The organism is Mesorhizobium sp. SEMIA396, assembly GCF_024518615.1.
Taxonomy (GTDB): domain Bacteria; phylum Pseudomonadota; class Alphaproteobacteria; order Rhizobiales; family Rhizobiaceae; genus Mesorhizobium.
Genome location: NZ_JANIFC010000010.1, coordinates 273,469 through 294,650, shown reverse-complemented (window position 1 = coordinate 294,650; position 21,182 = coordinate 273,469). Strand labels below are relative to the sequence as shown.

Here is a 21,182-nt window from a genome sequence, read left to right as displayed (position 1 = left end):
CCAAGCCGGCCCGCGCATGAGGCTCAATGCCTCTTGTCAAAATCTCCTGACACAAACAGTCCAAGACACTTCAATCACATAACAAAAAACCCCGCCGAAAATCGACGGGGTTTGTCAGCAGTCTGAAAGCCCCGGAAACGGGGCTTTTTTCGTTTGCAAGGAGGAGGGGCATGAGCGGCCAGATCATCATCCTGAACGGTGCGCCGCGATCGGGAAAAACAAGCATCGCCAGAGCTGTTCAGGAGCGCTTCGATGGCGTCTGGATCAATCTCGGCGTCGACGTTTACGAGCAGGCTACGCCGGCACGCTATCGGCCCGGGATAGGATTGCGGCCCGGTGGCGAGCGTCCGGACCTTGAGGCCCTCGTGCCCGGACTATACGCCGCGCTCTACGAATCGATCGCCGCCCACAGCCGGCTGGGGCTGAATGTCGTGGCGGATATCGGCCATCACGACGCCTATTCGAGACCACTTCACATTGTGGCTGATTGCGCGCGCCGGCTTGTAGGTCTGCCGGTGCTGTTTGTCGGTGTTCGCTGCCCGCTGGAAATCATCATGGAAAGGCGTGCCGCCAGCGCGGCGGACAAGAGATATGTGACCGGCTCATCAGACGATCCGGTGCCGTTGCCCGTGCGCCTGTGGCAGGAGGAGGTCCACCGCCCAGGCGTGTACGATCTGGAAGTCGATACCTCGCTCCTGAGCCCGAAGCAGTGCGCGGATACGATCGCAGAGCAGCTTCGGCAAGCACCGTATCCAACAACGTTTCAGAAACTATCCAACCCATCCAGCGCGGCCCTTGAGCCGTTTTGACCGGCATGGCCGCCGCAGGCGGGTTCGTCCAGATCGGCGAATTTACAGCCTGCAAACGGCCGGCGATTGCATCGTGGAGCTCTCGATTTCAGCGGCCATGCGGTCCGGCGCGAAACGGGTCAGCAAATATCCGCACACCTTCCAGATCGCGATCATCAGGAATGCACCCGCATAGCCATCCAAGGCATAGTGCCAGCCAAGCACGACGGAACCGACCATAATGACGCCGGCGAATAACCACATCACAAGACCGGCCAGCCGAGACCGCCGTGTTGCATAGAGGGCGAACAGCACCGCCATCACAACGTGCAGGGATGGGAAGGCGGATATGCCGACGCTGCCGGTAGTTGCGCCGGTATAGCCACTCCACAGCATATCCTGCGTGCTGAGCGCCCAGATCGGATAGACGCGATCGGCAACGGCAAGTGCTTGCATGAGGGGGTGAAAGTCGTTGCCGAACCCCAATCGCTCGTAAAAGCAGGGGCCAGCCGACGACAGGCCCATCGCGAGGAAGAAGCCACCCAGCGTCCACACCGTCATGAAGCTCATCAGGAACTGGTGACGCAGCTTCGTATCCTTGCGTGTGATGCACACGGTGAAAACCGCGGTGATGAGCACGACGAACCAGAAATTGTACGCGATGTTGATGATCTTCAATGCAAGCGGCGACTGGACGACAAACCACAACCATTCGTGCGGGGCTCGACCGAAATGCAGGATGCGATCGGCGTGAGCCAATGCTTTGTCCCATGCGAACGGAGAGAGGATTGCAATGGCTCCCTTCAACACACCGATCGCGGATATGAAGGCAAGACCCGCACCCAGGCCATTCAGGCTGTTGGCAATGCGTTCGGCATCGCCAAAGAATCTACCCAGTGACTTGAGGAAGGTGTGCAGCGGTTCGGTTTCCCGCTGGACCAGCGCAAGGTGGAAAAGCGTCCCAAGTGCAAGGGCTGAGCCGCAAATCCAGAAGGCGATGAAAAGATACTCGGCGTATTCCGCCAGAACGCCGAAATCCGGCATGTTTCCAGTGTGCCACCCGACTGCGCTTGCCAGAAGCAGCGCAGCGGTAGCCATAGCGTGCAGCAGCCGGTGTCGCCAAAAGGCATCCGCCAAGATGCCAGGAAAAGCACGTCCGACAATAGCCCCCGTCAGTGGGGCCGATGCCGCAACCGAATGTTCCATGGTTTTGAAGCCCAGCTCGCCACGCCGTTACCATTTTACCGTGAGACGGTTCAATATTTCCTAATCAGACGATTAGAGTTGCAAACGGTTGAGTCCCGGCGCCGGCCCGCCCGGGCACTAGAATCGTCTTCTCGGCTGAACGGCGCTACCCGGTCCGCCACATCGGCTGACCTCGCGTTTCTCAATTTTCGAGTGCAGTCCGGATCTTTTCGGCATTTTCGGTCAGCACCTCCGGCTTCTCCATTCCTCCCGTGTGCGGCTTCAGCGGGATGCCGTCGAAGCGCGGAATGACATGTACGTGCAGATGATAGACGGTTTGCCCCGATGCCGGCTCATTGAACTGCATGATGGTGACGCCGTCGGCGCCAAAGGCCTTTTTCACCGCCAGCGCCACTTTCTGAACGACGCTCAAGAGATGGCCGAAAATTGACGGGTCGGCGTCGAGCAGGTTGCGCGACGGCGCTTTCGGCACCACCAGCGTGTGGCCCGGCCCCTGCGGCATCACATCCATGAAGGCGATGACAGCGTCATCCTCGTAGACCCGGTGCGAGGGAATTTCGCCGCGCAGGATCTTGGCGAAGATGTTGTCGGTATCGTAGGCGGCCTCGGTCATGGCGAACGCTCCGGATTGTGCCTTTCGTGTAGCGAAACGGTGGAAAATCGGCAAGACGATCGGACGAAGTCGGCCCTGCTCGTCAAGGCAGCCCTGTTGCTACTCCTCCAGATCCTTGCGGAACGGGGTGTGCTCTTCCAGATATTCGCTCATCCGCTCCACCTCGTGGCGTTCGCGCCTGAGGTAGTCGGCGACGGCGTTGCGCAGGCCGGGGTGCGCAATGTAGTGCGCGGAATGCATGATCACCGGCCGGTAGCCGCGCGCCAGCTTGTGCTCGCCCTGCGCGCCTGCCTCGACAACCTTCAGCTTGCGTTCGATGGCGAAGTCGATCGCCTGGTGATAGCAGACCTCGAAATGCAGGAAAGGATGGTCCTCGATGCAGCCCCAGTTGCGGCCATAGAGTGCGTCCGAACCGATGAAATTGATGGCGCCGGCGATATAGCGGCCATTGCGCCTGGCCATCACCAGCAGGATGTCGTCGGCCATGCGTTCGCCGATCAGCGAGAAGAATTGACGGTTGAGATAGGGCCGGCCCCATTTGCGGCTGCCGGTGTCCATGTAGAAGGCGAAGAAATCGTCCCAGGCCTTCTCCGTGAGGTCCTTGCCGGTCAGCCGATCGATCGAAATGCCTGGGGCAAGCGCTTCACGCCTTTCCTTCTTCATCGCCTTTCGCTTGCGCGAGGCAAGGGTGGCGAGGAAGTCGTCATAGGTCGAAAAACCTTCGTTGAAGAAATGGAATTGCTGGTCGGTGCGGTGCAGGAAGCCTGCCGCTTCCAGCACTTCCACATCGCTCTCTTGCGCGAAGGTGACATGCGCGGAAGAGACGCCGAGTTTTTGCGTCACCGCCTTCAGGCCCGCCGCGAGACCGGCCTTCACTTTGGCGCTGTCCTCGCCTTTGCTGACCAGCAGGCGAGGGCCGGTGACCGGGGAGAACGGCACGGCACTTTGCAGTTTGGGATAGTAACGGCCGCCGGCGCGCTCGAAGGCATCCGACCAGCCATGATCGAACACATATTCGCCCTGGCTGTGCGATTTGAGATAACAGGGCACCGCGCCCAGCAATCTGCCTTGCCCGTCCTCCAGCCTGAGGTGATGGCCCTGCCAGCCGGTGCGCCGCACGGCGCATCCAGAATCTTCGAGTGCGCTTAGAAAAGCGAAGGAAACCAAAGGATTGTAACTGGTTTCTGAATCTCCGCGCGCGGTTCCGGCAAAGCCGTTCCATTCATCACAGGTGAAGGCGCCAATGCCGGCGGCGACGCGGATCGAATAGTCAGCATTGGCCGTTTGTCCGTCACCCTCGTCGCCCTGATCCATGAGGCTTATTTAAGCTCCGTCCGGCCTGGTACAAGTCACGTTTCAGACACTCAGGCGACTTTGACCAGATCGGGCTCGAACCCCTCGAACGTCATCTGGTCGGCATATCTGAAGGTCAGGTCGACCGCCGGCTGGTCGTGCACCGTCCAGGTGATAACAGGCATTTTCAGCCTTTCGCGCACGAAGCTGACGAATGGGTTCGGCAGGTCGCCGGCCGCGTAGGAGGTGAAGGCGATGTCGTGCGCCAGCATGGCGAAATGCGCCTCGATCAGCCCGACGTCCTTGCCGTAGGCGGTGAGACCCCCGGGGATACCCGGCGCGTCTTTCGGAAAATCGCGGACCAGCCAGTGGTCGAACGACATGATCGCCGCCTTGCCCTTGTAGCGCTTGAGCATCTTGCCGACGCTTGCCACCAGGCCTTCGTCATAGCCGGGCGTGCCTTTCAACTCGACCACCAATGGCACGCGGCCGTCGACCAGGTGGAGCATTTCCTGCAGCGTCGGCACATGGTCCGCCGTGCCACCGACCCTGAGCGCCGCGAGTTCTGCTGCGGTGCGCTGCCAGACGAAACCATCCTGGCCGGTCAGGCGCTTGAGATCTCCGTCATGGATGATGACAGGAACGCGGTCGGACGACAGGTGGACGTCGCATTCGATGGCATAGCCGCGTTCGGCGGCCGCAGCGAAGGCTGACAGCGTGTTTTCCCAGCGCGTCTTGTTCATGTCGTGGAAGCCGCGATGGGCGACGGGCCGGGCGGTCAGCCAGGATAGGTCGGTCATATCTGTCCCCTGGCTCATTCGATTTCGAAGACGGCTTCGATTTCCACTGCGGCATTAAGCGGCAGGCAGGCGGTGCCGACGGCGGAGCGCGCATGCTTGCCACGCTCGCCAAGGGCCGCCACCAGGAAATCGGAGGCGCCGTTGGCAACCAGATGCTGCTCGGCGAACTCAGGTGTCGAGGCGACGAAAACGGTGATCTTCACCAGACGGCTAATCTTCTCGAGGTCGCCGAGTGCTGCCTTGGCCTGCGCCAGAATGTTGATCGCGCAGTATTTTGCCGCATCCTTGCCACCTGCGGTATCGAGATCGCGACCTAACAGCCCGCTCGCCTGCAGCTTGCCGTCCTTGAGCGGCAATTGTCCGGCGGTGAACAGCAGATTGCCGGTCCGGCAATAGGGCACGTAGTTGGCGGCGGGCGCGGCGGCGACGGGAAGCGTCACACCCAGATCGCTTAGCCGCTTTTCGATTGTTTCACTCATGGTATTTCCCTATTGCTTGGTGACGCCGCGCCGGCCGGGCCGAAATTGCTATTTTTGCCTCGCTTCCGCCACGACTTTTTTTAAGCTGGACCATCTTTCCCTGCGGCCTGCCATCAGTCGCGACGATCGGAGTACCTCATGCGCGCAACGCGCCTCGCATTCCATGCCGTCCTGTTGTCGGGGGTCTTCTCGATAGGCCCTGCCTTCGCAGCGCCGGCGTTGCAAGCCCACCGCGCCGTCTACGATCTTACCTTGAAAAAAGCGTCCGATCAGTCCGGCATCACAGGCATATCCGGCCGCATGGTCTATGAGTTCAATGGCTCGGCCTGCGAAGGCTATACGGTGAAATTCCGCTTCGTCACCCAGATCGTCACCGCCGACAACACCAGGCTGACCGACCAGCAGACGACCACTTTCGAGGACGCCGAAGGCAAGACATTTTCGTTCGTGACAAAATCCTTCGTCGACCAGAATCTCGACAAGGAGGTCAAGGGCATCGCCACCAAAGAGACCAAGGGCCTGAAGGTCGACATCGACAAGCCTGAAAAGAACAGCGTCGAGCTGGCGACAACCCAATTCCCGACCCAGCATCTGGTCGAGCTGATCGGCAAGGCCGAAAAGGGCGAGAATTTTTACGAAACCAACCTGTTCGACGGTTCCGAAGACGCCAACAAGGTGATGACCACCACCGTCGTGGTCGGCAAGAAAACCGATGCCGACAAGGCCGACCCGGAAGCTTCGGCACTGGCAAAGCTCGCTACCGACAAATACTGGCCGGTCGACATCGCCTATTTCGACGACACCAACAAGACGGGCGAAGAGGTGCCGGAATACCGTATCAGCTTCAAGCTGCATGAGAACGGCATCACCCGCGATCTCGTCATGGACTATGGCGACTTCTCGATGACCGGCAAGCTGGTCAACCTGTCGCTGTTCGACCAGACGAAACCCTGTCCCGCCAAATAGTGCCGGTCTAGGCAGTTGATTTACCACGACACGGCGTGGTCGTAACGATCGACTTGAACGTGCCGCAATCGTCTCTCAACCTCTCCCCGGCGTCCAGGCGCGAGGGGGATCAGCTTGAGCAGGATCGATACATTCGTGGCGCCGCGGCCCAACCCGGCACTGATCAGGGCCATGACATCCGTCAACCGGATCGTCATGCTCCGCGGCATTCCCGGATTTCGGGATATCTTGCCGTTCAATCGCCTGGCCGGTCTGCGCGGCGTCTCAAATGTCCGCCATATCGACTTTCCCCACGCCGACCTTGAGCGGCTGAAGGCCAGTTGCGGGGCAGGGAAGGCGACCTTCATCACGCCCAATCATCCCGAGTTCTTCACCGACTGGATGATCGATAAGGAAATCGTGTCGCAGGTCAGCCCGCTCACGGCCTCATGGGCAACCAATGGTGTCGTCAACGGCCTTGGCCGGCTGATGCAGAAGTTCTGGCTGGCCAACAACCTCATCGCTCAGATTCCCGGCAATAGCGGGGCAGCCAAGGAACACTCCATCGCCTGGGCCTTGAAAGGCCATGGCGTGCTGCTGCATCCCGAAGGCGGCGTCGGCTGGCATGCCAATGTCGTTGCGCCTTTGCTGCCGGGTGCCATCGAGATGGGGCTGGAGGCCCTCAAGCGCGGCCGGGCCACGGATTCCGATTTCAAGGTCTGGATCGCGCCAGTCGTGTGGAAGCTCGCCTTCACCGGGAATGTCGAAGCGGCGCTGGCGAAGGAATGCGCTTATGTCGAGAAAAGCCTGAAAATAGAACGCCTTGCGACCGACACGCTGCCGCAGCGCATCCACCATGTCTATTCGGCGCTGCTGGCCCGCGATGAAGCAGCATCGGGCATGCCATCCGACGAAGGCGCAACCTATGCCGAGCGCCAGCAGGCGTTGGTTGCTGAACTCGGCCGCCGACTCGGCGAAAGCATCTCATTCGACGCTGCCATAACCGACACCGCAGAGCTTCTGCGGCGTGCGCGTCGCTGGCAACGCGAAAACACCGACGATACGGAACGGCAAAGCCAGGTCCGCGCGCTCGCCGATAGGGTTCAGAGGCTGCAGCGCATCGGACCCTGGGCCTGCGCCAATCCGCGCATCACCCAAGAGCAGATCGCCGAACATCTGAAGCGGATCCGCAACGACTATTGTCGAGGCGGGCTGCGCGACACGATAAACCGGTTCATTCCGCAGCCGGCCGGGCCGCGTTGCGCCCACATCCGGGTGCCGGAGGCACTGGGCTTGCATGAGCATGCGGGCTCGATCGACGATGCGGTTGCCGAACTGCACCGTCGCATGCAGGATACGGTCACCAACATTGTGGCCGAGCTTGCGGCCAATGGCGGCTTCATTTTCTATCCGAATCCATTCTATCGTCCCTGACATCCTGACGGGCCACGTGGCCCGCTGTGGTGGAGGATGGAAGGCAAACAGCAAGCTTCATGGCGGTCTATGTCGACGCAGCGATCTGGAACTGGGCCGGCCATCGCTGGTGCCATCTGTTGGCCGACGACACCGACGAGTTGCATCGCTTTGCCGCCCGGCTCGGCGTCAAGCGCTCATCCTACCAGGGGCCGCCCAAGACATCGGCGCCGCATTATGACATAACCGGCTTCGAGCGCGACCGTGCGGTGCGGCTCGGCGCCATCGAATGCAGCCGCGAGGAGATCGTCGCGGTCTTCCGGCGAGTGCGAGTGCCGAACGGGAAGATAAAGCGCTGACGGCAGGGCGCGGATCGTCGCACGCCGCATCACAGATCCCGCGGCGCTTGCGTTTATCGCGCATCCCCTCTATATGCGCGCTCATTCCACACACGGACTTTGGTGTCTGCCCGGGAGAAATCCGGCTGAAACCTCCGGTGGCGTTCGAGGACAAAGTCCAAAAATGCCTGTGTCCGTGGAGGCTAACCGGAAAGGAACTTTGAATGGCACTGCCTGATTTCAGCATGCGCCAGCTTTTGGAAGCTGGCATTCACTTCGGCCACCAGACCCACCGCTGGAACCCGAAGATGGCACCCTACATCTATGGCGCCCGCAACAACATCCACATCATCGACCTGTCGCAGACGGTGCCTTTGCTGCATCAGGCGCTTAAGCAGGTTTCCGACACCGTCGCCAAGGGTGGCCGCGTGCTGTTCGTCGGCACCAAGCGCCAGGCGTCCGAGATCGTCGCCGATGCTGCACAGCGTTCGGCTCAGTATTATGTCAACTCGCGTTGGCTCGGCGGCATGCTGACCAACTGGAAGACGATCTCGAATTCGATCCAGCGCCTGCGCAAGCTCGACGAGATGCTGGCCGGCGAGGCGCAAGGGTTGACCAAGAAGGAACGCCTGAACCTCGACCGCGAGCGCGAGAAGCTCGACAAGGCGCTGGGCGGCATCAAGGACATGGGCTCGACGCCCGACCTGATGTTCGTCATCGACACCAACAAGGAAGCGATCGCCATCCTCGAGGCCAAGCGCCTCGGCATCCCGGTCGTCGCCATCATCGATTCGAACTGCGATCCGGACAAGATCGACTTCCCGATCCCCGGCAATGACGACGCGGCCCGCGCCATCCAGCTCTATTGCGATCTGATCGCCAAGGCTGCGATCGACGGCATCGCCCGCCAGCAGGGCGCGCTCGGCGTCGACATCGGCGCTTCGGTCGAAGCTCCGGTCGAACCCGCGCTCGACCCGGCTCCGGCCCCGGCGTCGGAAGCTCCCGAAGCTTGATAATCGAAGGCCGGTTGCGGCCTTCATCTTTCTCATATTCTGGCACGCTAAACAGACGCACCATCGAATACCGATGGTGCGTCGGTGCATTTAAAACAAAGAGGCGACAATGAGCATTTCGGCTGCACAGGTCAAAGAACTCCGCGACTTGACCGGCGCGGGCATGATGGATTGCAAGGCCGCGTTGACCGAGACCAACGGCAACATGGAAGAGGCCGTCGACTGGCTGCGCAAGAAGGGTATCTCCAAGGCCGACAAGAAGGCTGGCCGCACCGCGGCTGAAGGTCTGATCGGCGTCGACAACGGCGTGCGCGAAGCTGCCGTCGTGGAAGTCAATTCCGAGACCGACTTCGTGGCCCGCAACGCCGCGTTTCAGGAAATCGTCGGCAACGTTGCCAAGGTTGCGCTGGCCTATGGCACGACGGAGGTTGTGGCCGCCGCAAAGTATCCAGGTTCCGACAAGTCTGTTGCCGACACCATCAAGGACGCTGTCGGCACCATCGGCGAAAACATGGGCTTCCGCCGCTCGGCCAAGCTCACCGTCCCGCACGGCGCTGTCGCTACCTACGTCCACAACGCGGTTGCCGACGGCCTTGGCAAGCTCGGCGTGCTGGTCGCGATCGAGACCACGGGCAATGAGCATGCAGCCAACGCCTTTGGCCGCCAGGTGGCCATGCATGTTGCCGCCACCAACCCTCTGGCGCTGACCGCAGAGCAGATCGATCCGGCCGCGGTCGAACGCGAGAAGGCGATCTTCTCCGACCAGGCGCGCCAGTCCGGCAAGCCGGAAGCGATCATCGAGAAGATGGTCGAGGGCCGTCTGCGCAAGTTCTACGAGGAAGTCGTGCTCCTGAAGCAGGCCTTCGTGCTCAATCCCGACATCACTGTCGAGAAGGCGCTGAAGGATGCCGAGAAGGACATCGGCGCCCCGGCCAAGATCACCGCCTACCTGCGCTTTGCGCTGGGCGAGGGCATCGAGAAGGAAGAGACCGATTTCGCCGCGGAAGTCGCTGCAGCGGTCAAGAAGTAAGCTGCCAAGCAGCTTTTCGGCTCAGGCAACTCGGCCGGGCGCTCGCGAGGGTGTCCGGCCGATTTCTTGTGTGACGTCGACAAAGGCGCGCAGCTTCGGTGCCATTGCCGCCCGGCGCGGAAAGTAGAGAAACAGGCCTGGTTCCTCGATTGCCGACTGCGGCAACACCTGGACAAGCCGACCAGCGGCCAGGTCGGCGCGCACCAGCGGCTCGAACACATAGGCCAGTCCCATTCCCGACAGCGCCAGGTCGATCGCGGCAAGCGAATCGGTGACGATGGCGGTGCCGCGCGTTTCCACGGCCACGTCCTTGCCGTCCTCCGTCAAATCCCAACGATAGACCGCGCCGGATCGCACCAGACGGTAGCCGATGCAATTGTGGGCGGCGAGATCGGCCAGGCTGTGCGGGCGGCCATGCCGGCCGATATAGGCTGGTGACGCTACGATGATCACCTGGAATGGCGGGGTCATCCGGATCGCGATCATGTCCTGCGCGATCATTTCGCCAAGTCTGATGCCGGCGTCAAAGCCTTCGCTGACGATATCGACCAATCCTTCATTGGCAAAGATTTCCACTGTCACATCCGGATAGCGCTCGGCCATGGCCGTCACCACCGGCGTCACCGCCATCGGGACGGCGATATGTGATACATTGATTCTGAGCAGTCCCGCCGGGCGACCCTTGATGCCGCGGATACGCTCCATCCGCTCGGCGATATCCTGCAGCGCGGGCTCGGCCGTCGCGACAAGCGCCTGACCGGCCTCGGTCAGCGATACGCTGCGGGTCGTGCGGGCAAAGAGCGGCTGGCCGATGCGCTCCTCCACAAGGCGTACAGCGTGGCTGACCGCCGAAGGGCTCATGCCGAGTTCGGCAGCGGCAAGCGCAAAGCCGCCTCGCCGCGCCACGGCGACGATAACGGGAAGGTGGCTGAGCAGGTCGCGATCCATTCATGCATAATATCGCATAGTCCATGCGAATAATGCAATCTTTTCGATGCCGGCCTGTTGGCCCACATTGTCGCCAGCAAACCGGCGACGGGCCGATGCGCAAAGGAGAAGAGACATGAATGCATTGAGGTATGCCACCTTCGCGGCGGGTATCGCGCTGGCGCCGGTCGATGCCGGCGGAGCCGAATCGTCCCCTGAAATCACGCTCGCCGATGAGCGCGCCGTCATACGCATCGCCGATGCCATCGACCGCGCGGTCGATGCCCAGGATTGGCGGCTCGCCCGTAGTTACTTCGCCGACCGCGTCACCGTCGACTTCAGCAGCCTGAGTGGGCAGCCTGCGGCCACCATCGCGTCGGACGACCTGATCGGGACCTGGGCCGCCAACCTCAGGGGCAACAAGACCAGCCTGCACCTGCGCACCAACCATCAGGTCGCCATCGACGGCGACGCCGCGACTGTCTCCTCCAACGGCTACGCCTGGAACCGGATGGAAGGCAATGGCGAACCGCTATGGGAAGTCTGGGGCACCTACGAACACCACCTGACCCGTTCGGGAGCCGACTGGAGCGTGGACGGCTTCACATTCCGCATGACGCATGAACGCGGCAACCCGTGGGTCAAGACGACCCCCGGACAGGATCGGCATTGAAGATTGGATCAGGATCGGAGCGACATCATGACCATGCCCTTCTACACCCTTGGCAGCAGCGGGCTTCGTGTCACCCGGCTGGCGCTCGGAACCATGACCTTCGGCACCGAATGGGGCTGGGGCGCCGACAAGGAGACGGCCCGCGCCCTGGTCGATGCCTATGTCGAGGCAGGCGGCAATTTCTTCGATACGGCCGATGCCTATACCGGCGGCACCTCCGAGACCTGGCTTGGCGAGTTCATAGCCGAACGCGGTCTGCGCGACAGAGCGGTGATCAGCACCAAGTTCAGCATGAATCTGGAGCAGGGCAATCCGAATGCCGGCGGCAACGGCCGCAAGAACATCATCCGCGCCGTCGAAGGCTCGCTGAAGCGGCTCGGCACCGATTATATCGACCTCTATGTCCTGCATGCCTGGGACAGGCTGACTTCACCGGAAGAGGTGATGCGAACGCTGGACGATCTGGTGCGCGCCGGAAAGATTCGCCATGTCGGTCTCTCCGACGTCCCCGCCTGGTACGCGAGCAGGGCGCAGTCCATCGCTGAGCAGCGCGGCTATGAACCGGTTTCGGCGCTGCAGCTCGAATATTCGTTGGTCGAGCGCAACATAGAGCATGAATTCGTGCCTTTCGGCACGCGCTATGGCGCCGGCATCATGGTCTGGAGCCCGCTGGCCAGCGGCTTGCTGAGCGGCAAATATCGTTCAGACACAATCAGCAACGCCGGCGGCAGGCTGGAGGCGATGCGCGGTTCGACCAATCCCGGCTTCCAGAAGTTCACCGACCGCAACTGGGCAATCGTTGCCGAACTGGAAAAGGCCGCCGGCGAGCTTGGCCGCGGCATGGCCCAAATCGCCTTGAACTGGGCGGCAACGCGGCCCGGTGTCGCTTCGGTGATCATCGGTGCGACGAGGCTCGATCAGCTCAGGGACAATCTCGGCGCGCTCGATTTCGAGATCCCCCAAGAGCTCCTGGCAAGGCTCGACGCAGTCAGCCTGCCGGTCACGCCGTTCCCGTACTCGTTCTTCGGTCCGGAAATCCAGGGCGGCCTTACCGGGGGCCAGGCCGTCGGCTGCAAGCCTGCGGGCTATTTCCCTGACCTGCTCATGGAAGGTGCATTTGCCGGCGTGAGTTGACAAAAGGCGAGAGAATTCCGGGAAGGGCGCCGCGTGACATCGCGGCGCCCTTCGTGTATCGGAACGCCATTGTTTCGGTGGCGCGCCTGCGCGAGAGCAGCCACCCGGAACGCGCCACATGCAAATGAAGAGGCCCAGATGACGGTGAAGCCCCTCTACCGACGTGTCTTGCTGAAAGCGTCGGGCGAAGCGTTGATGGGCGAGCAGCATTTCGGCATCGACGTGTCAGTGGTGGATCGCATCGCCGGCGACATCGCCGAGGCGCGTGCATTGGGCATCGAGGTCGGCGTCGTCATCGGCGGCGGCAACATCTTTCGCGGCGTGGCCGTTGCCTCCAAGGGCGGCGACCGTGTTACCGGCGACCACATGGGCATGCTTGCCACGGTGATCAACTCGCTGGCGCTGCGCACGTCGTTGAACAAGATCGGCGTCGACGCCGTGGTGCTTTCGGCGATCGCCATGCCCGAACTTTGCGAGAGCTTTTCGCAGCGCCAGGCGACCGCCTACATGAACCAGGGCAAGGTGGTGATCTTTGCCGGCGGCACCGGCAATCCATTCTTCACCACTGATTCGGCCGCGGCCCTTCGCGCCGCTGAAATCGGCGCCGACGCGCTGTTCAAGGGCACTCAGGTCGACGGCGTCTACTCGGCGGACCCGAAGAAGGATCCGAATGCGACGCGTTTCGAGCGCATCAGCCATGGCGAAGTCATAAATCGCGGCCTTTCCATCATGGATACTGCTGCGATTGCACTTGCGCGCGAAAACAACATTCCGATAATCGTCTATTCGATCCACGAAAAAGGTGGTTTCGGCGATATTCTGAGGGGCGGCGGCCGCTGCACGGTCGTCGCGGACGATTGATCGGCGGCCTGACCCGAAAAGGGAAGCCGGTTTTCGAAAGTTCGATTCGAAGACGGCCCCGAAGCAGTGAGCCCGCATTAGACGGGTCGAGGAGATAAAGATGAGTGGTGAGTACGACGATCTCAAGCGGCGCATGGATGGGGCCATTGCCGCGTTCAAGCATGATCTGGCCTCGCTGCGGACCGGTCGCGCCTCCAGCAATCTGCTCGATGCGATCCAGGTGCAGGCCTACGGCACCACCATGCCGATCAATCAGGTCGCCAACGTCTCGGTGCCGGAGCCGCGCATGATCTCGGTATCGGTATGGGACAAGTCGATGGTTGGCGCGGTCGACCGCGCGATCCGCGAATCCAATTTGGGGTTCAACCCGATCGTAGACGGCACCAACCTCAGGATTCCACTTCCCGAACTTAACGAACAGCGCCGCAAGGAACTGGTCAAGATCTCGCACACCTACGCCGAGAATGCCCGTGTCGCCGCGCGCCATGTGCGCCGCGACGGCATGGACTTCCTGAAGAAGGCGGAGAAAGACGGCGACATCAGCGAAGACGATCAGCGCAAGCGCTCGGACCAGGTCCAGAAACTTACCGACGAGACGATCAGCACCATCGACCACCTGCTTTCCGATAAGGAAGCTGAAATCATGCAGGTTTAGGGTCATGGCCGCCGGCTGACCCGAAAGCGAGAACATGGCAACGCCCGCGCATGTCGCGATCATCATGGACGGAAACGGACGCTGGGCCAAGGCGCGCGGCATGCCCCGTCTTGCGGGCCACCGTGCCGGTGTCGAGGCGCTGCGCAAGACGGTGCGCGCGGCACCTGGGCTCGGCATTTCCTACCTGACCGTCTATGCTTTCTCGTCGGAGAACTGGTCGCGGCCGAAGTCCGAGGTCAGCGACCTGATGGGCCTCTTGAAAATGTTCATTCGCCGTGACCTTGCTGAACTGCACCAGAGCGGTGTGCGGGTTAGAATCATCGGTGACCGGGCAGGGCTGCAGTCTGATATCAGGGGACTGCTCGACGAGGCCGAAACGCTGACGGCCGCAAACGAATCGCTGACGCTGGTGATCGCCTTCAACTATGGCGGACGAGACGAAATCGTTCGTACGGCACAAAAGCTTGCGGCGGCCGTGGCGCGTGGCGAACTCGACGCCGAGGCGATATCAGCCGAAAGCTTTGCCGGCGCGCTCGATACGCAAGGCATTCCCGACCCGGAACTGGTCATTCGCACCAGCGGCGAGCTCCGGCTGTCGAACTTCCTTCTGTGGCAAGCCGCCTATAGCGAACTCGTCTTCCTGCCTTGCTACTGGCCCGACTTCAGCCGCGAGCACCTTGCGGAAGCTTTGCGTGAGTTTGCTGGCCGCGAACGCCGTTTCGGCGGACTTGGGGGCCAGGACGTCGCTTCGCGACCGGCCGCGGGATGAGCAATCTTCAACTGCGTATCGTTTCGGCGATCGTGCTCGCCATCATCACTCTCGGCTTGACCTGGATCGGCGGTTTGCCGTTCCGGCTGCTGTGTGCCGTGATCGTAGCGGCGATCTTCTATGAATGGACCCGCATGTCGCGGCCAACCGGGGCAACGGGCCTTGGTTTCCTGCCGGAAGCACTGCTGGTTGTCTTCATTGGCGCCTTGATTGGCGGTCTGGCCGCCTCCTGGCTGCTGCCGCTTGTGGCGGCCATCGTTGCCGCAACGGCGATAGCCGCCTCGGTTCGCAAGACCGGACAATGGGATGCGAGCGGCCTTGCCTATGCCGCGGTTTCAGGCCTGTCGCTCGCCTTGCTGCGCGATGGCGATCGTTCAGGCCTCATTGCCATCCTGTTCCTGTTCGCTGTCGTCTGGGCCACCGATATCCTTGCCTATTTCGTTGGCCGAGCCGTTGGGGGGGCGAAACTGGCGCCCTCTATCTCGCCCGGCAAGACGCGCAGCGGCGCACTCGGCGGCGCTGTCGGCGGCGTCGTCGCCGGGCTGGTCCTCGCCGCAGCTGCCGGTGTCGGCAATCTGGCATTGCTCGGCCTGGTCGCGCTCGTGCTGTCGATTGTCTCGCAGGCAGGCGACCTGTTCGAATCCTGGATCAAGCGCCGCCATGGCCGCAAGGACTCAGGTGCGCTCATCCCGGGCCATGGCGGCGTCATGGATCGCGTCGATGGGCTTGTCGCAGCGGCATTCGCCCTATACGTCATCGGCTGGATTTCGGCGAACGCCGATCATCCGGCGCAGGGTCTGTTTCCCGTTTGAGCGATGTCATTTCAGGGTCCTTTGCGCGGTGCGCCTTGGATTCGCCCGGATTGGTGTCACAGTCACGGCGCAGTCTGCGCCGTGGAAGAATTTGAGGGTTTGTCTTGAACGAGATTCTTCACGCGCTTTTCAGCACAGAAGGCTTTGTCCTCGGCACGCTGGTGCCATTCCTCTTCGTGCTGACCGTAGTCGTGTTCGTCCACGAAATGGGCCATTACCTTGTCGGGCGCTGGTGCGGCATCGGCGTCAGGGCCTTCTCGATCGGCTTCGGCCCGGAACTCTTCGGCTTCAACGACAGCCACGGCACGCGCTGGAAACTGTGTGCGATACCGCTTGGCGGCTATGTAAAATTCGTCGGCGACATGAACGCCACATCGAGCCAGCCCACGTCGGAAGAAATTGAAACGCTGACCGAGGACGAGCGCAAGGTCGCTTTTCACACTCAGCCGATCTGGAAGCGCGCGGCAACGGTGGTGGCCGGACCATTGTTCAATTTCCTGCTGACGATCGTCGTCTTTTCCGTGCTGTTCACCGCCTATGGCCGCTATGTCGCCGAGCCCATGGTGGCCGAGGTGACCGCCGACAGCCCGGCGGCGAAGGCCGGCATCCTTCCCGGCGACCGATTCGTCAGTGTCGACGGCAACAAGGTCGAAACCTTTGGCGACGTCCAGCGCCTGGTCTCGGGCCGTGCCGACGACGCAATCACCTTCGTCATGTTGCGCGACGGCCAGGAGGTCACTGTGACCGCGGCGCCGCGGCTGATGGAACAGGAAGACGCGCTCGGCAACAAGGTCAAGGTCGCCGTGATCGGTGTCGTCAACAACAAGGAACTCGGTCAGCCGAGGCTGATCACCTACACGCCGGTCGGAGCGGTCGCGGCGGCGGTCGAGGAAACCGGTCACGTCATCCAGCGCACCGGCCAGTTCCTGCAGCGCTTTGTTGTCGGGCGCGAAGACAAATGTCAGCTGGGCGGTCCGGTGAAGATCGCCGACATGGCGGGCAGGGCTGCGAAACTGGGATTCGAATGGCTGGTGCAGCTGGTTGCACTGCTATCCGTTGGCATCGGAATTCTGAACCTTTTGCCGATTCCCCCCCTCGACGGCGGTCACCTCTTGTTCTACGGGGTGGAGGCTGTCATTCGCCGTCCGGTGTCGGAACGGATGATGGAAATGGCCTATCGGGCCGGGTTGCTTCTGGTGCTGTGCTTCATGGGGTTCGTTTTTTGGAACGATCTGTTTGGGTGCTGAAATCATGAAGAAATTTGGCTTCTGCATGGACGATGTTGAGACGCCGTTTACCATGCAAGGGGATATGAGTGACGCGAAAGCCACGCCGCAGGGTTAAGTAAATACAAATTAACCAGAAGCCTTGCGTGTAGGGAAAATCCGGTTAATACGGTAGGGGAAATTACCGCACGTCCGGTTTTCTCGCCGTGGGGACTACGAGAAAAGGTTATTAAGCCCGATGAAGGCAGCATCCAAGTTTCTAAGCGCCGCGTCCGCGGTGACCCTGTCCGCGGCCATGGTCGTGCCAGGCGCGCTCGCAGTGCAGTTCGTTGCCACATCGGCGGCTGAAGCCGCTGTCGTCAGCAGAGTGGAAGTGAGCGGCAACCAGCGTATCGACGCTGAGACCATCCGCAATTACATCACCATCAAGCCGGGCAAGGCTTTCTCCAGTTCCGATATCGACGGTGCGGTCAAGGCACTGTTCGGAACTGGCCTGTTTTCGGACGTGCAGATCAACCAGGTCGGCTCGACGCTGGTGGTCAAGGTCGCCGAGTACCAGGTGGTCAACCAGGTGCTGTTCCAGAACAACAAGAAGCTCAAGGACAATGCACTTGCGGCGGCGGTGCAGCTGAAGCCGCGCGGAACGTTCTCGCAGGCGACGCTCGATGCCGACGTGGAATCGGTCAAGGCTGCATACAGGCGCATTGGTCGTGACGATGTGACCGTGACCACGCAGGTTATGCAGCTTGGCGACAATCGCGTAAACGTTGTCTTCAACATCGTTGAAGGCGATCGCACGCAGATCGCGGCGGTCAATTTCGTCGGCAACAGTGCCTATTCCAGCCGCCGCCTGGCGGATATCATCAATACCAAGCGCTCGTCCTGGCTTTCCTTCGTCCTGCGCGACGACGTCTATGACGATGACAAGCTGCGCGCGGACGAGGAGCTGCTGCGCCGCTTCTACTACAATCACGGCTATGCCGACTTCCAGGTCGTGTCTGCTGTCGGCGAGCTCGACAGCGCGACGAACAAGTACACGGTCACCATCACCGTCCAGGAAGGCGACCGCTACACGTTCGGTGATGTCAGCGTCGAGAGCTCGATCCCTGAAGTCGACGGCAAGTCGCTGGAATCGGTGATCGAGACCCATAAGGGTGACGTCTACAACGCCAAGAACGTCGAGGATTCCATCATCGCGCTGACCGAGAAGGTGGCCGGTTCCGGCTATGCCTTCGCGCAGGTCACGCCGCGCGGCGACCGGAATTTCGAGAACCACACCATTTCGGTCGTCTACACGATCGACCAGGGCACCAAGGCCTATATCGAGCGCATCGAGATCCGCGGCAACGATCGCACGCGTGACTATGTCATTCGCCGCGAGTTCGATGTCAGCGAAGGCGACGCCTTCAACCAGGTGCTCATCCAGCGCGCGAAGAAGCGCCTGGAAAACCTGAATTACTTTGAGAAAGTCGACATCTCGACCGTGCCGGGCTCGCAGCCTGACCAGGTCGTTCTGGTGGTCGATGTGGTCGAGAAATCGACCGGCGAGTTCTCGGTGGGCGCTGGTTATTCGACCGGTGGCGACACGGCCGGTCCGTCGGTCGAAGGATCGGTGACCGAGCGCAACTTCCTCGGTCGTGGCCAGTTCATCAAGCTGTCGGCGGGCGGCGGCAAGAATTCACGCGACTACAGCCTGTCCTTCACCGAGCCTTATTTCCTCGGACGGCGCATCGCCGCCGGCTTCGACATCTTCAAGTCGACCAGGGAATACGACAACTACGACAGCGATACCACGGGTGCGACGGTGCGCTTCGGTCTGCCGATCACCGACAGCATCTCGACCCAGTTGGCGTACAACATCTCGCAAGAGAAATATGAGCTGGATGACAGCTGCGATGCAAATGGCGACGGGGTTCCTGATCCCGGTTGCAGTGTTTCCACGGCTATCCTGGACGGCATCGAACAAAGCCCTTGGATCAAGTCGTCGGTCAGCCTCGGGCTGGTCTACAACACCATCGACGATATGAAGAGCCCGCACGAGGGTATCTATGCCACCACGACCGTGGAAGTCGCAGGCCTCGGTGGTGATGCCAAGTTCGTGAAAGTCACGGGCCGCGGCAGCATCTACCAGACGCTGTCGGAGCAGTACGACCTGGTCGGGCTCATTTCAGGTGGCGCTGGCCATGTTGAAGGATACGGCAGCGATGGTCTGCGGATTTTCGATCAGTTCCAGAGCACCGATCGCATGATCCGTGGCTTCGCCTATGGCGGCATCGGTCCTGTCGATACTGCTACTGGCGACCATCTCGGCGGCACGACCTATTTCAATGCGTCGGCAGAGGCCCAGTTCCCGCTCCCGGTCATTCCGGAGAGCTTTGGCTTGCGTGGCGCGGTCTTCGCGGACGCGGCAACGCTCTATGGAAGCAAGGTCGACACCGCTGGCGTCACTCAGGACTCGGTCGGCATGAAGTTGCGTGCCTCGGTCGGCCTCGGCCTGATGTGGGCATCGCCATTCGGTCCGATCCGTATCGACTATGCGATCCCGGTCAAGAAGGAAGCGCGCGACGACGTGCAGGAATTCAACTTCGGCATATCGACCCGCTTCTGATCGGCGGCCAACGATGCTCCCGGGTCCTCAGGGTCCGGGAGAAATGTTCCGACCTAGCTGGATATAGCTTCTGGAATGACCGATCCGGTGTTCTTCGCGCCATCACGCCGGTATACGGCGGGCGAAGTCGCGAATCTGACCGGCTCGGTGCTCGTCGATTCCGGCCACTCCGATATTTCGATCGAAGCACTCGCGCCTGCCAGCGAGGGCGGCGAGAATGCGCTCGTCTTTGTCGATGGCAAGCGTAATTCCGCGCTGATGCCGTCGCTGCGGGCAGCCGCGGTCCTGTGCCCGGCGGAATTTGCCGGCAAGGCGCCGGCAAGCGTTGCCGTTCTCATTCATCCGCGTCCGCAACAGGCCTTCGCGCTGATCGGGCGTCTGCTGTTTCCGAGGGCGGCGACACCAGGGCCAATGACCAGTGAAACCGGCGTCTCGCCGCACGCTCATGTCGATGCGACCGCGCATGTCGAAGCCGGTGCCGTCATCGAGGCCGGCGCGGTGATCGGGCCAGGTGCTTCGATCGGCAGCGGCACCGTCATCGCCCCAAATGCGGTTATTGGACAATCCTGCCAGATCGGCCGCGACGGCTATGTCGGTCCAGGAGCCAGCATCCAGTATGCCTTGATCGGCAATCGCGTCATCATTCATGGCGGCGCGAGGATAGGCCAGGATGGTTTTGGGTTCGTCGGCGGGGCCAAGGGTCCAGAACGCGTGCCGCAGATCGGCCGTGTCGTTATTCAGGATGATGTCGAGATCGGCTCCAACACCACCGTCGATCGCGGCGCCATGTCCGATACGATCATCGGCCAGGGCACCAAGATCGACAATCTCGTGCAGATCGCCCATAACGTCCGCATCGGCCGCAATTGCATAATAGCCGGGCTTTCGGGTATTTCGGGTTCTGTGGTCGTGGGTGACAATGTCACCATGGGCGGCGGCGTCGGGCTTGCGGATCACCTGACCATAGGGACAGGGGCCAAGCTTGCCGCAAGAAGTGGATTTATGAGCAATGTCCCTGCAGGCGAGATCTGGGGCGGCTATCCGGCACAGCCGATGGCGGAAGCCATGCGGGAGATAGCCATGCTGCGCAAGCTCGCCAGGACCCGCAAACAGGGCGAGGGAGGCAATGGCTGACATGATCGCGTCGACGACGCTGGAGGCAGTCGACATTATGGGGCTGATGAAGCTCCTGCCGCACCGCTATCCGTTCCTGATGATCGATCGTATCGTCGACATCGATGGCGACGAATCCGCCGTCGGCATCAAGAACGTGACCATAAACGAGCCGCATTTTCAGGGCCATTTCCCTGAGCAGCCGGTCATGCCGGGTGTGCTCATCGTCGAGGCGATGGCGCAGACGGCCGGCGCCATCTGTATCCGCAGCCTGGGTACCGAAAAGCCGTCGCTGGTCTATTTCCTGACCATCGACAACGCCAAATTCCGCAAACCGGTGGTTCCCGGCGACCAGTTGAAGATCCATGTCAAGAAAATCAAGAAACGCGGCAACCTGCTCAAATTCGCTTGTGAAGCCATGGTCGACGGCGCCAAGGCGGCCGAGGCCGAGATTTCAGCCATGATGGTCACCAGCGACTGACGATC

At 61.4% G+C, this 21,182-nt stretch carries 22 protein-coding genes; 16 read left to right on the top strand and 6 right to left on the bottom strand.

The genetic code is table 11. From position 1 onward, the window contains the following. The first annotated feature begins 170 nt into the window (after nt 1–170). A complete protein-coding gene (locus NP503_RS24050; RefSeq protein ID WP_127270999.1) occupies nt 171–809 on the top strand; it encodes a chloramphenicol phosphotransferase CPT family protein in 639 nt (212 codons plus the stop codon). 42 nt (nt 810–851) lie between these two features. Here NP503_RS24050 and NP503_RS24045 read toward each other — a convergent pair whose 3' ends face one another. The 5 genes from NP503_RS24045 to NP503_RS24025 all read right to left on the bottom strand — a co-directional run bounded on the left by NP503_RS24045 (nt 852) and on the right by NP503_RS24025 (nt 5,179). After that, nucleotides 852–1,994 (bottom strand): phosphatase PAP2 family protein, encoded by a 1,143-nt coding sequence (locus tag NP503_RS24045; RefSeq protein WP_236383050.1) that lies wholly within the window; start codon nt 1,992–1,994, stop codon nt 852–854. Between the two features lie 181 nt (nt 1,995–2,175). Next, complete coding sequence (locus tag NP503_RS24040; protein WP_127271001.1) at nt 2,176–2,607, bottom strand: HIT family protein; 432 nt, start codon at nt 2,605–2,607, stop codon at nt 2,176–2,178. 99 nt (nt 2,608–2,706) lie between these two features. Continuing rightward, nucleotides 2,707–3,921: a GNAT family N-acetyltransferase gene (locus tag NP503_RS24035; RefSeq protein ID WP_127272503.1), complete on the bottom strand. Its 1,215-nt coding sequence runs from the start codon at nt 3,919–3,921 to the stop codon at nt 2,707–2,709. A gap of 50 nt (nt 3,922–3,971) precedes the next feature. Continuing rightward, entirely contained in the window at nt 3,972–4,700 is a 729-nt protein-coding gene (locus tag NP503_RS24030) for a glycerophosphodiester phosphodiesterase (protein WP_127269017.1), read from the bottom strand. A 14-nt stretch (nt 4,701–4,714) separates the two neighbouring features. After that, on the bottom strand, nt 4,715–5,179 hold the full coding sequence (locus NP503_RS24025) for a RidA family protein (RefSeq protein WP_127269018.1): 465 nt from the start codon (nt 5,177–5,179) through the stop codon (nt 4,715–4,717). 138 nt (nt 5,180–5,317) lie between these two features. Between NP503_RS24025 and NP503_RS24020 the strand changes: the two genes are divergently transcribed. The 5 genes from NP503_RS24020 to tsf all read left to right on the top strand — a co-directional run bounded on the left by NP503_RS24020 (nt 5,318) and on the right by tsf (nt 9,918). Then, nucleotides 5,318–6,145 (top strand): cell envelope integrity EipB family protein, encoded by an 828-nt coding sequence (locus NP503_RS24020; RefSeq protein WP_127269019.1) that lies wholly within the window; start codon nt 5,318–5,320, stop codon nt 6,143–6,145. 114 nt (nt 6,146–6,259) lie between these two features. Next, a complete protein-coding gene (locus tag NP503_RS24015) occupies nt 6,260–7,558 on the top strand; it encodes a hypothetical protein (RefSeq protein WP_127269020.1) in 1,299 nt (432 codons plus the stop codon). 59 nt (nt 7,559–7,617) lie between these two features. Then, a complete protein-coding gene (locus NP503_RS24010; RefSeq protein ID WP_027036667.1) occupies nt 7,618–7,896 on the top strand; it encodes a DUF4031 domain-containing protein in 279 nt (92 codons plus the stop codon). A 203-nt stretch (nt 7,897–8,099) separates the two neighbouring features. After that, complete coding sequence (gene rpsB / locus NP503_RS24005) at nt 8,100–8,888, top strand: 30S ribosomal protein S2 (protein ID WP_127269021.1); 789 nt, start codon at nt 8,100–8,102, stop codon at nt 8,886–8,888. A gap of 109 nt (nt 8,889–8,997) precedes the next feature. Next, nucleotides 8,998–9,918 (top strand): translation elongation factor Ts, encoded by a 921-nt coding sequence (gene tsf, locus NP503_RS24000; RefSeq protein WP_127272504.1) that lies wholly within the window; start codon nt 8,998–9,000, stop codon nt 9,916–9,918. A gap of 21 nt (nt 9,919–9,939) precedes the next feature. On the opposite strand, the gene NP503_RS23995 is transcribed toward tsf, so the two are convergent. Further along, nucleotides 9,940–10,866: a LysR family transcriptional regulator gene (locus NP503_RS23995; RefSeq protein ID WP_127270207.1), complete on the bottom strand. Its 927-nt coding sequence runs from the start codon at nt 10,864–10,866 to the stop codon at nt 9,940–9,942. 115 nt (nt 10,867–10,981) lie between these two features. Here NP503_RS23995 and NP503_RS23990 point away from each other — a divergent pair, with 115 nt between their 5' ends. The 10 genes from NP503_RS23990 to fabZ all read left to right on the top strand — a co-directional run bounded on the left by NP503_RS23990 (nt 10,982) and on the right by fabZ (nt 21,177). After that, nucleotides 10,982–11,518 (top strand): nuclear transport factor 2 family protein, encoded by a 537-nt coding sequence (locus NP503_RS23990; protein WP_127270206.1) that lies wholly within the window; start codon nt 10,982–10,984, stop codon nt 11,516–11,518. Between the two features lie 27 nt (nt 11,519–11,545). Then, on the top strand, nt 11,546–12,652 hold the full coding sequence (locus tag NP503_RS23985) for an aldo/keto reductase (RefSeq protein WP_127270204.1): 1,107 nt from the start codon (nt 11,546–11,548) through the stop codon (nt 12,650–12,652). Nucleotides 12,653–12,790: 138 nt separating this feature from the next. Continuing rightward, nucleotides 12,791–13,513, top strand: coding sequence for a UMP kinase (gene pyrH / locus NP503_RS23980; RefSeq protein ID WP_013531760.1), 723 nt, complete (start codon nt 12,791–12,793; stop codon nt 13,511–13,513). 100 nt (nt 13,514–13,613) lie between these two features. After that, nucleotides 13,614–14,168 (top strand): ribosome recycling factor, encoded by a 555-nt coding sequence (frr, locus tag NP503_RS23975; RefSeq protein WP_013531759.1) that lies wholly within the window; start codon nt 13,614–13,616, stop codon nt 14,166–14,168. Nucleotides 14,169–14,202: 34 nt separating this feature from the next. Continuing rightward, nucleotides 14,203–14,937, top strand: coding sequence for an isoprenyl transferase (locus tag NP503_RS23970; protein WP_023812930.1), 735 nt, complete (start codon nt 14,203–14,205; stop codon nt 14,935–14,937). Beyond that, nucleotides 14,934–15,749 carry a phosphatidate cytidylyltransferase gene (locus NP503_RS23965; protein WP_127270545.1) on the top strand — a complete coding sequence of 272 codons (816 nt, stop codon included), beginning with the start codon at nt 14,934–14,936 and terminating at the stop codon, nt 15,747–15,749. Before NP503_RS23970 ends, NP503_RS23965 begins: the two co-directional genes overlap by 4 nt. Nucleotides 15,750–15,853: 104 nt before the next feature. Continuing rightward, the gene (gene rseP, locus NP503_RS23960) at nt 15,854–16,996 is read left to right on the top strand and encodes an RIP metalloprotease RseP (RefSeq protein WP_127273216.1); all 1,143 of its coding nucleotides are present in this window, start codon (nt 15,854–15,856) and stop codon (nt 16,994–16,996) included. A gap of 217 nt (nt 16,997–17,213) precedes the next feature. Further along, on the top strand, nt 17,214–19,583 hold the full coding sequence (bamA, locus tag NP503_RS23955; protein WP_127268628.1) for an outer membrane protein assembly factor BamA: 2,370 nt from the start codon (nt 17,214–17,216) through the stop codon (nt 19,581–19,583). Nucleotides 19,584–19,658: 75 nt separating this feature from the next. Beyond that, the gene (gene lpxD / locus NP503_RS23950) at nt 19,659–20,717 is read left to right on the top strand and encodes a UDP-3-O-(3-hydroxymyristoyl)glucosamine N-acyltransferase (protein WP_027036658.1); all 1,059 of its coding nucleotides are present in this window, start codon (nt 19,659–19,661) and stop codon (nt 20,715–20,717) included. Further along, nucleotides 20,710–21,177 (top strand): 3-hydroxyacyl-ACP dehydratase FabZ, encoded by a 468-nt coding sequence (gene fabZ / locus NP503_RS23945; RefSeq protein WP_127268627.1) that lies wholly within the window; start codon nt 20,710–20,712, stop codon nt 21,175–21,177. Before lpxD ends, fabZ begins: the two co-directional genes overlap by 8 nt. Nucleotides 21,178–21,182 lie beyond the last annotated feature (5 nt).

What these genes read in the sequence shown, in the direction of transcription:
- NP503_RS24050 (WP_127270999.1), top strand. Translation starts at nt 171, where the DNA reads ATGAGCGGCCAGATCATCATCCTGAACGGTGCGCCGCGATCGGGAAAA.
- NP503_RS23965 (WP_127270545.1), top strand. Translation starts at nt 14,934, where the DNA reads ATGAGCAATCTTCAACTGCGTATCGTTTCGGCGATCGTGCTCGCCATC.
- lpxD (WP_027036658.1), top strand. Translation starts at nt 19,659, where the DNA reads ATGACCGATCCGGTGTTCTTCGCGCCATCACGCCGGTATACGGCGGGC.
- frr (WP_013531759.1), top strand. Translation starts at nt 13,614, where the DNA reads ATGAGTGGTGAGTACGACGATCTCAAGCGGCGCATGGATGGGGCCATT.
- NP503_RS24025 (WP_127269018.1), bottom strand. Translation starts at nt 5,179, where the DNA reads ATGAGTGAAACAATCGAAAAGCGGCTAAGCGATCTGGGTGTGACGCTT.
- NP503_RS23990 (WP_127270206.1), top strand. Translation starts at nt 10,982, where the DNA reads ATGAATGCATTGAGGTATGCCACCTTCGCGGCGGGTATCGCGCTGGCG.
- NP503_RS24045 (WP_236383050.1), bottom strand. Translation starts at nt 1,994, where the DNA reads ATGGAACATTCGGTTGCGGCATCGGCCCCACTGACGGGGGCTATTGTC.
- NP503_RS24020 (WP_127269019.1), top strand. Translation starts at nt 5,318, where the DNA reads ATGCGCGCAACGCGCCTCGCATTCCATGCCGTCCTGTTGTCGGGGGTC.
- rpsB (WP_127269021.1), top strand. Translation starts at nt 8,100, where the DNA reads ATGGCACTGCCTGATTTCAGCATGCGCCAGCTTTTGGAAGCTGGCATT.
- NP503_RS24035 (WP_127272503.1), bottom strand. Translation starts at nt 3,921, where the DNA reads ATGGATCAGGGCGACGAGGGTGACGGACAAACGGCCAATGCTGACTAT.
- NP503_RS23970 (WP_023812930.1), top strand. Translation starts at nt 14,203, where the DNA reads ATGGCAACGCCCGCGCATGTCGCGATCATCATGGACGGAAACGGACGC.
- NP503_RS24030 (WP_127269017.1), bottom strand. Translation starts at nt 4,700, where the DNA reads ATGACCGACCTATCCTGGCTGACCGCCCGGCCCGTCGCCCATCGCGGC.
- tsf (WP_127272504.1), top strand. Translation starts at nt 8,998, where the DNA reads ATGAGCATTTCGGCTGCACAGGTCAAAGAACTCCGCGACTTGACCGGC.
- NP503_RS24010 (WP_027036667.1), top strand. Translation starts at nt 7,618, where the DNA reads ATGGCGGTCTATGTCGACGCAGCGATCTGGAACTGGGCCGGCCATCGC.
- bamA (WP_127268628.1), top strand. Translation starts at nt 17,214, where the DNA reads ATGAAGGCAGCATCCAAGTTTCTAAGCGCCGCGTCCGCGGTGACCCTG.
- NP503_RS23985 (WP_127270204.1), top strand. Translation starts at nt 11,546, where the DNA reads ATGACCATGCCCTTCTACACCCTTGGCAGCAGCGGGCTTCGTGTCACC.
- NP503_RS23995 (WP_127270207.1), bottom strand. Translation starts at nt 10,866, where the DNA reads ATGGATCGCGACCTGCTCAGCCACCTTCCCGTTATCGTCGCCGTGGCG.
- pyrH (WP_013531760.1), top strand. Translation starts at nt 12,791, where the DNA reads ATGACGGTGAAGCCCCTCTACCGACGTGTCTTGCTGAAAGCGTCGGGC.
- NP503_RS24040 (WP_127271001.1), bottom strand. Translation starts at nt 2,607, where the DNA reads ATGACCGAGGCCGCCTACGATACCGACAACATCTTCGCCAAGATCCTG.
- fabZ (WP_127268627.1), top strand. Translation starts at nt 20,710, where the DNA reads ATGGCTGACATGATCGCGTCGACGACGCTGGAGGCAGTCGACATTATG.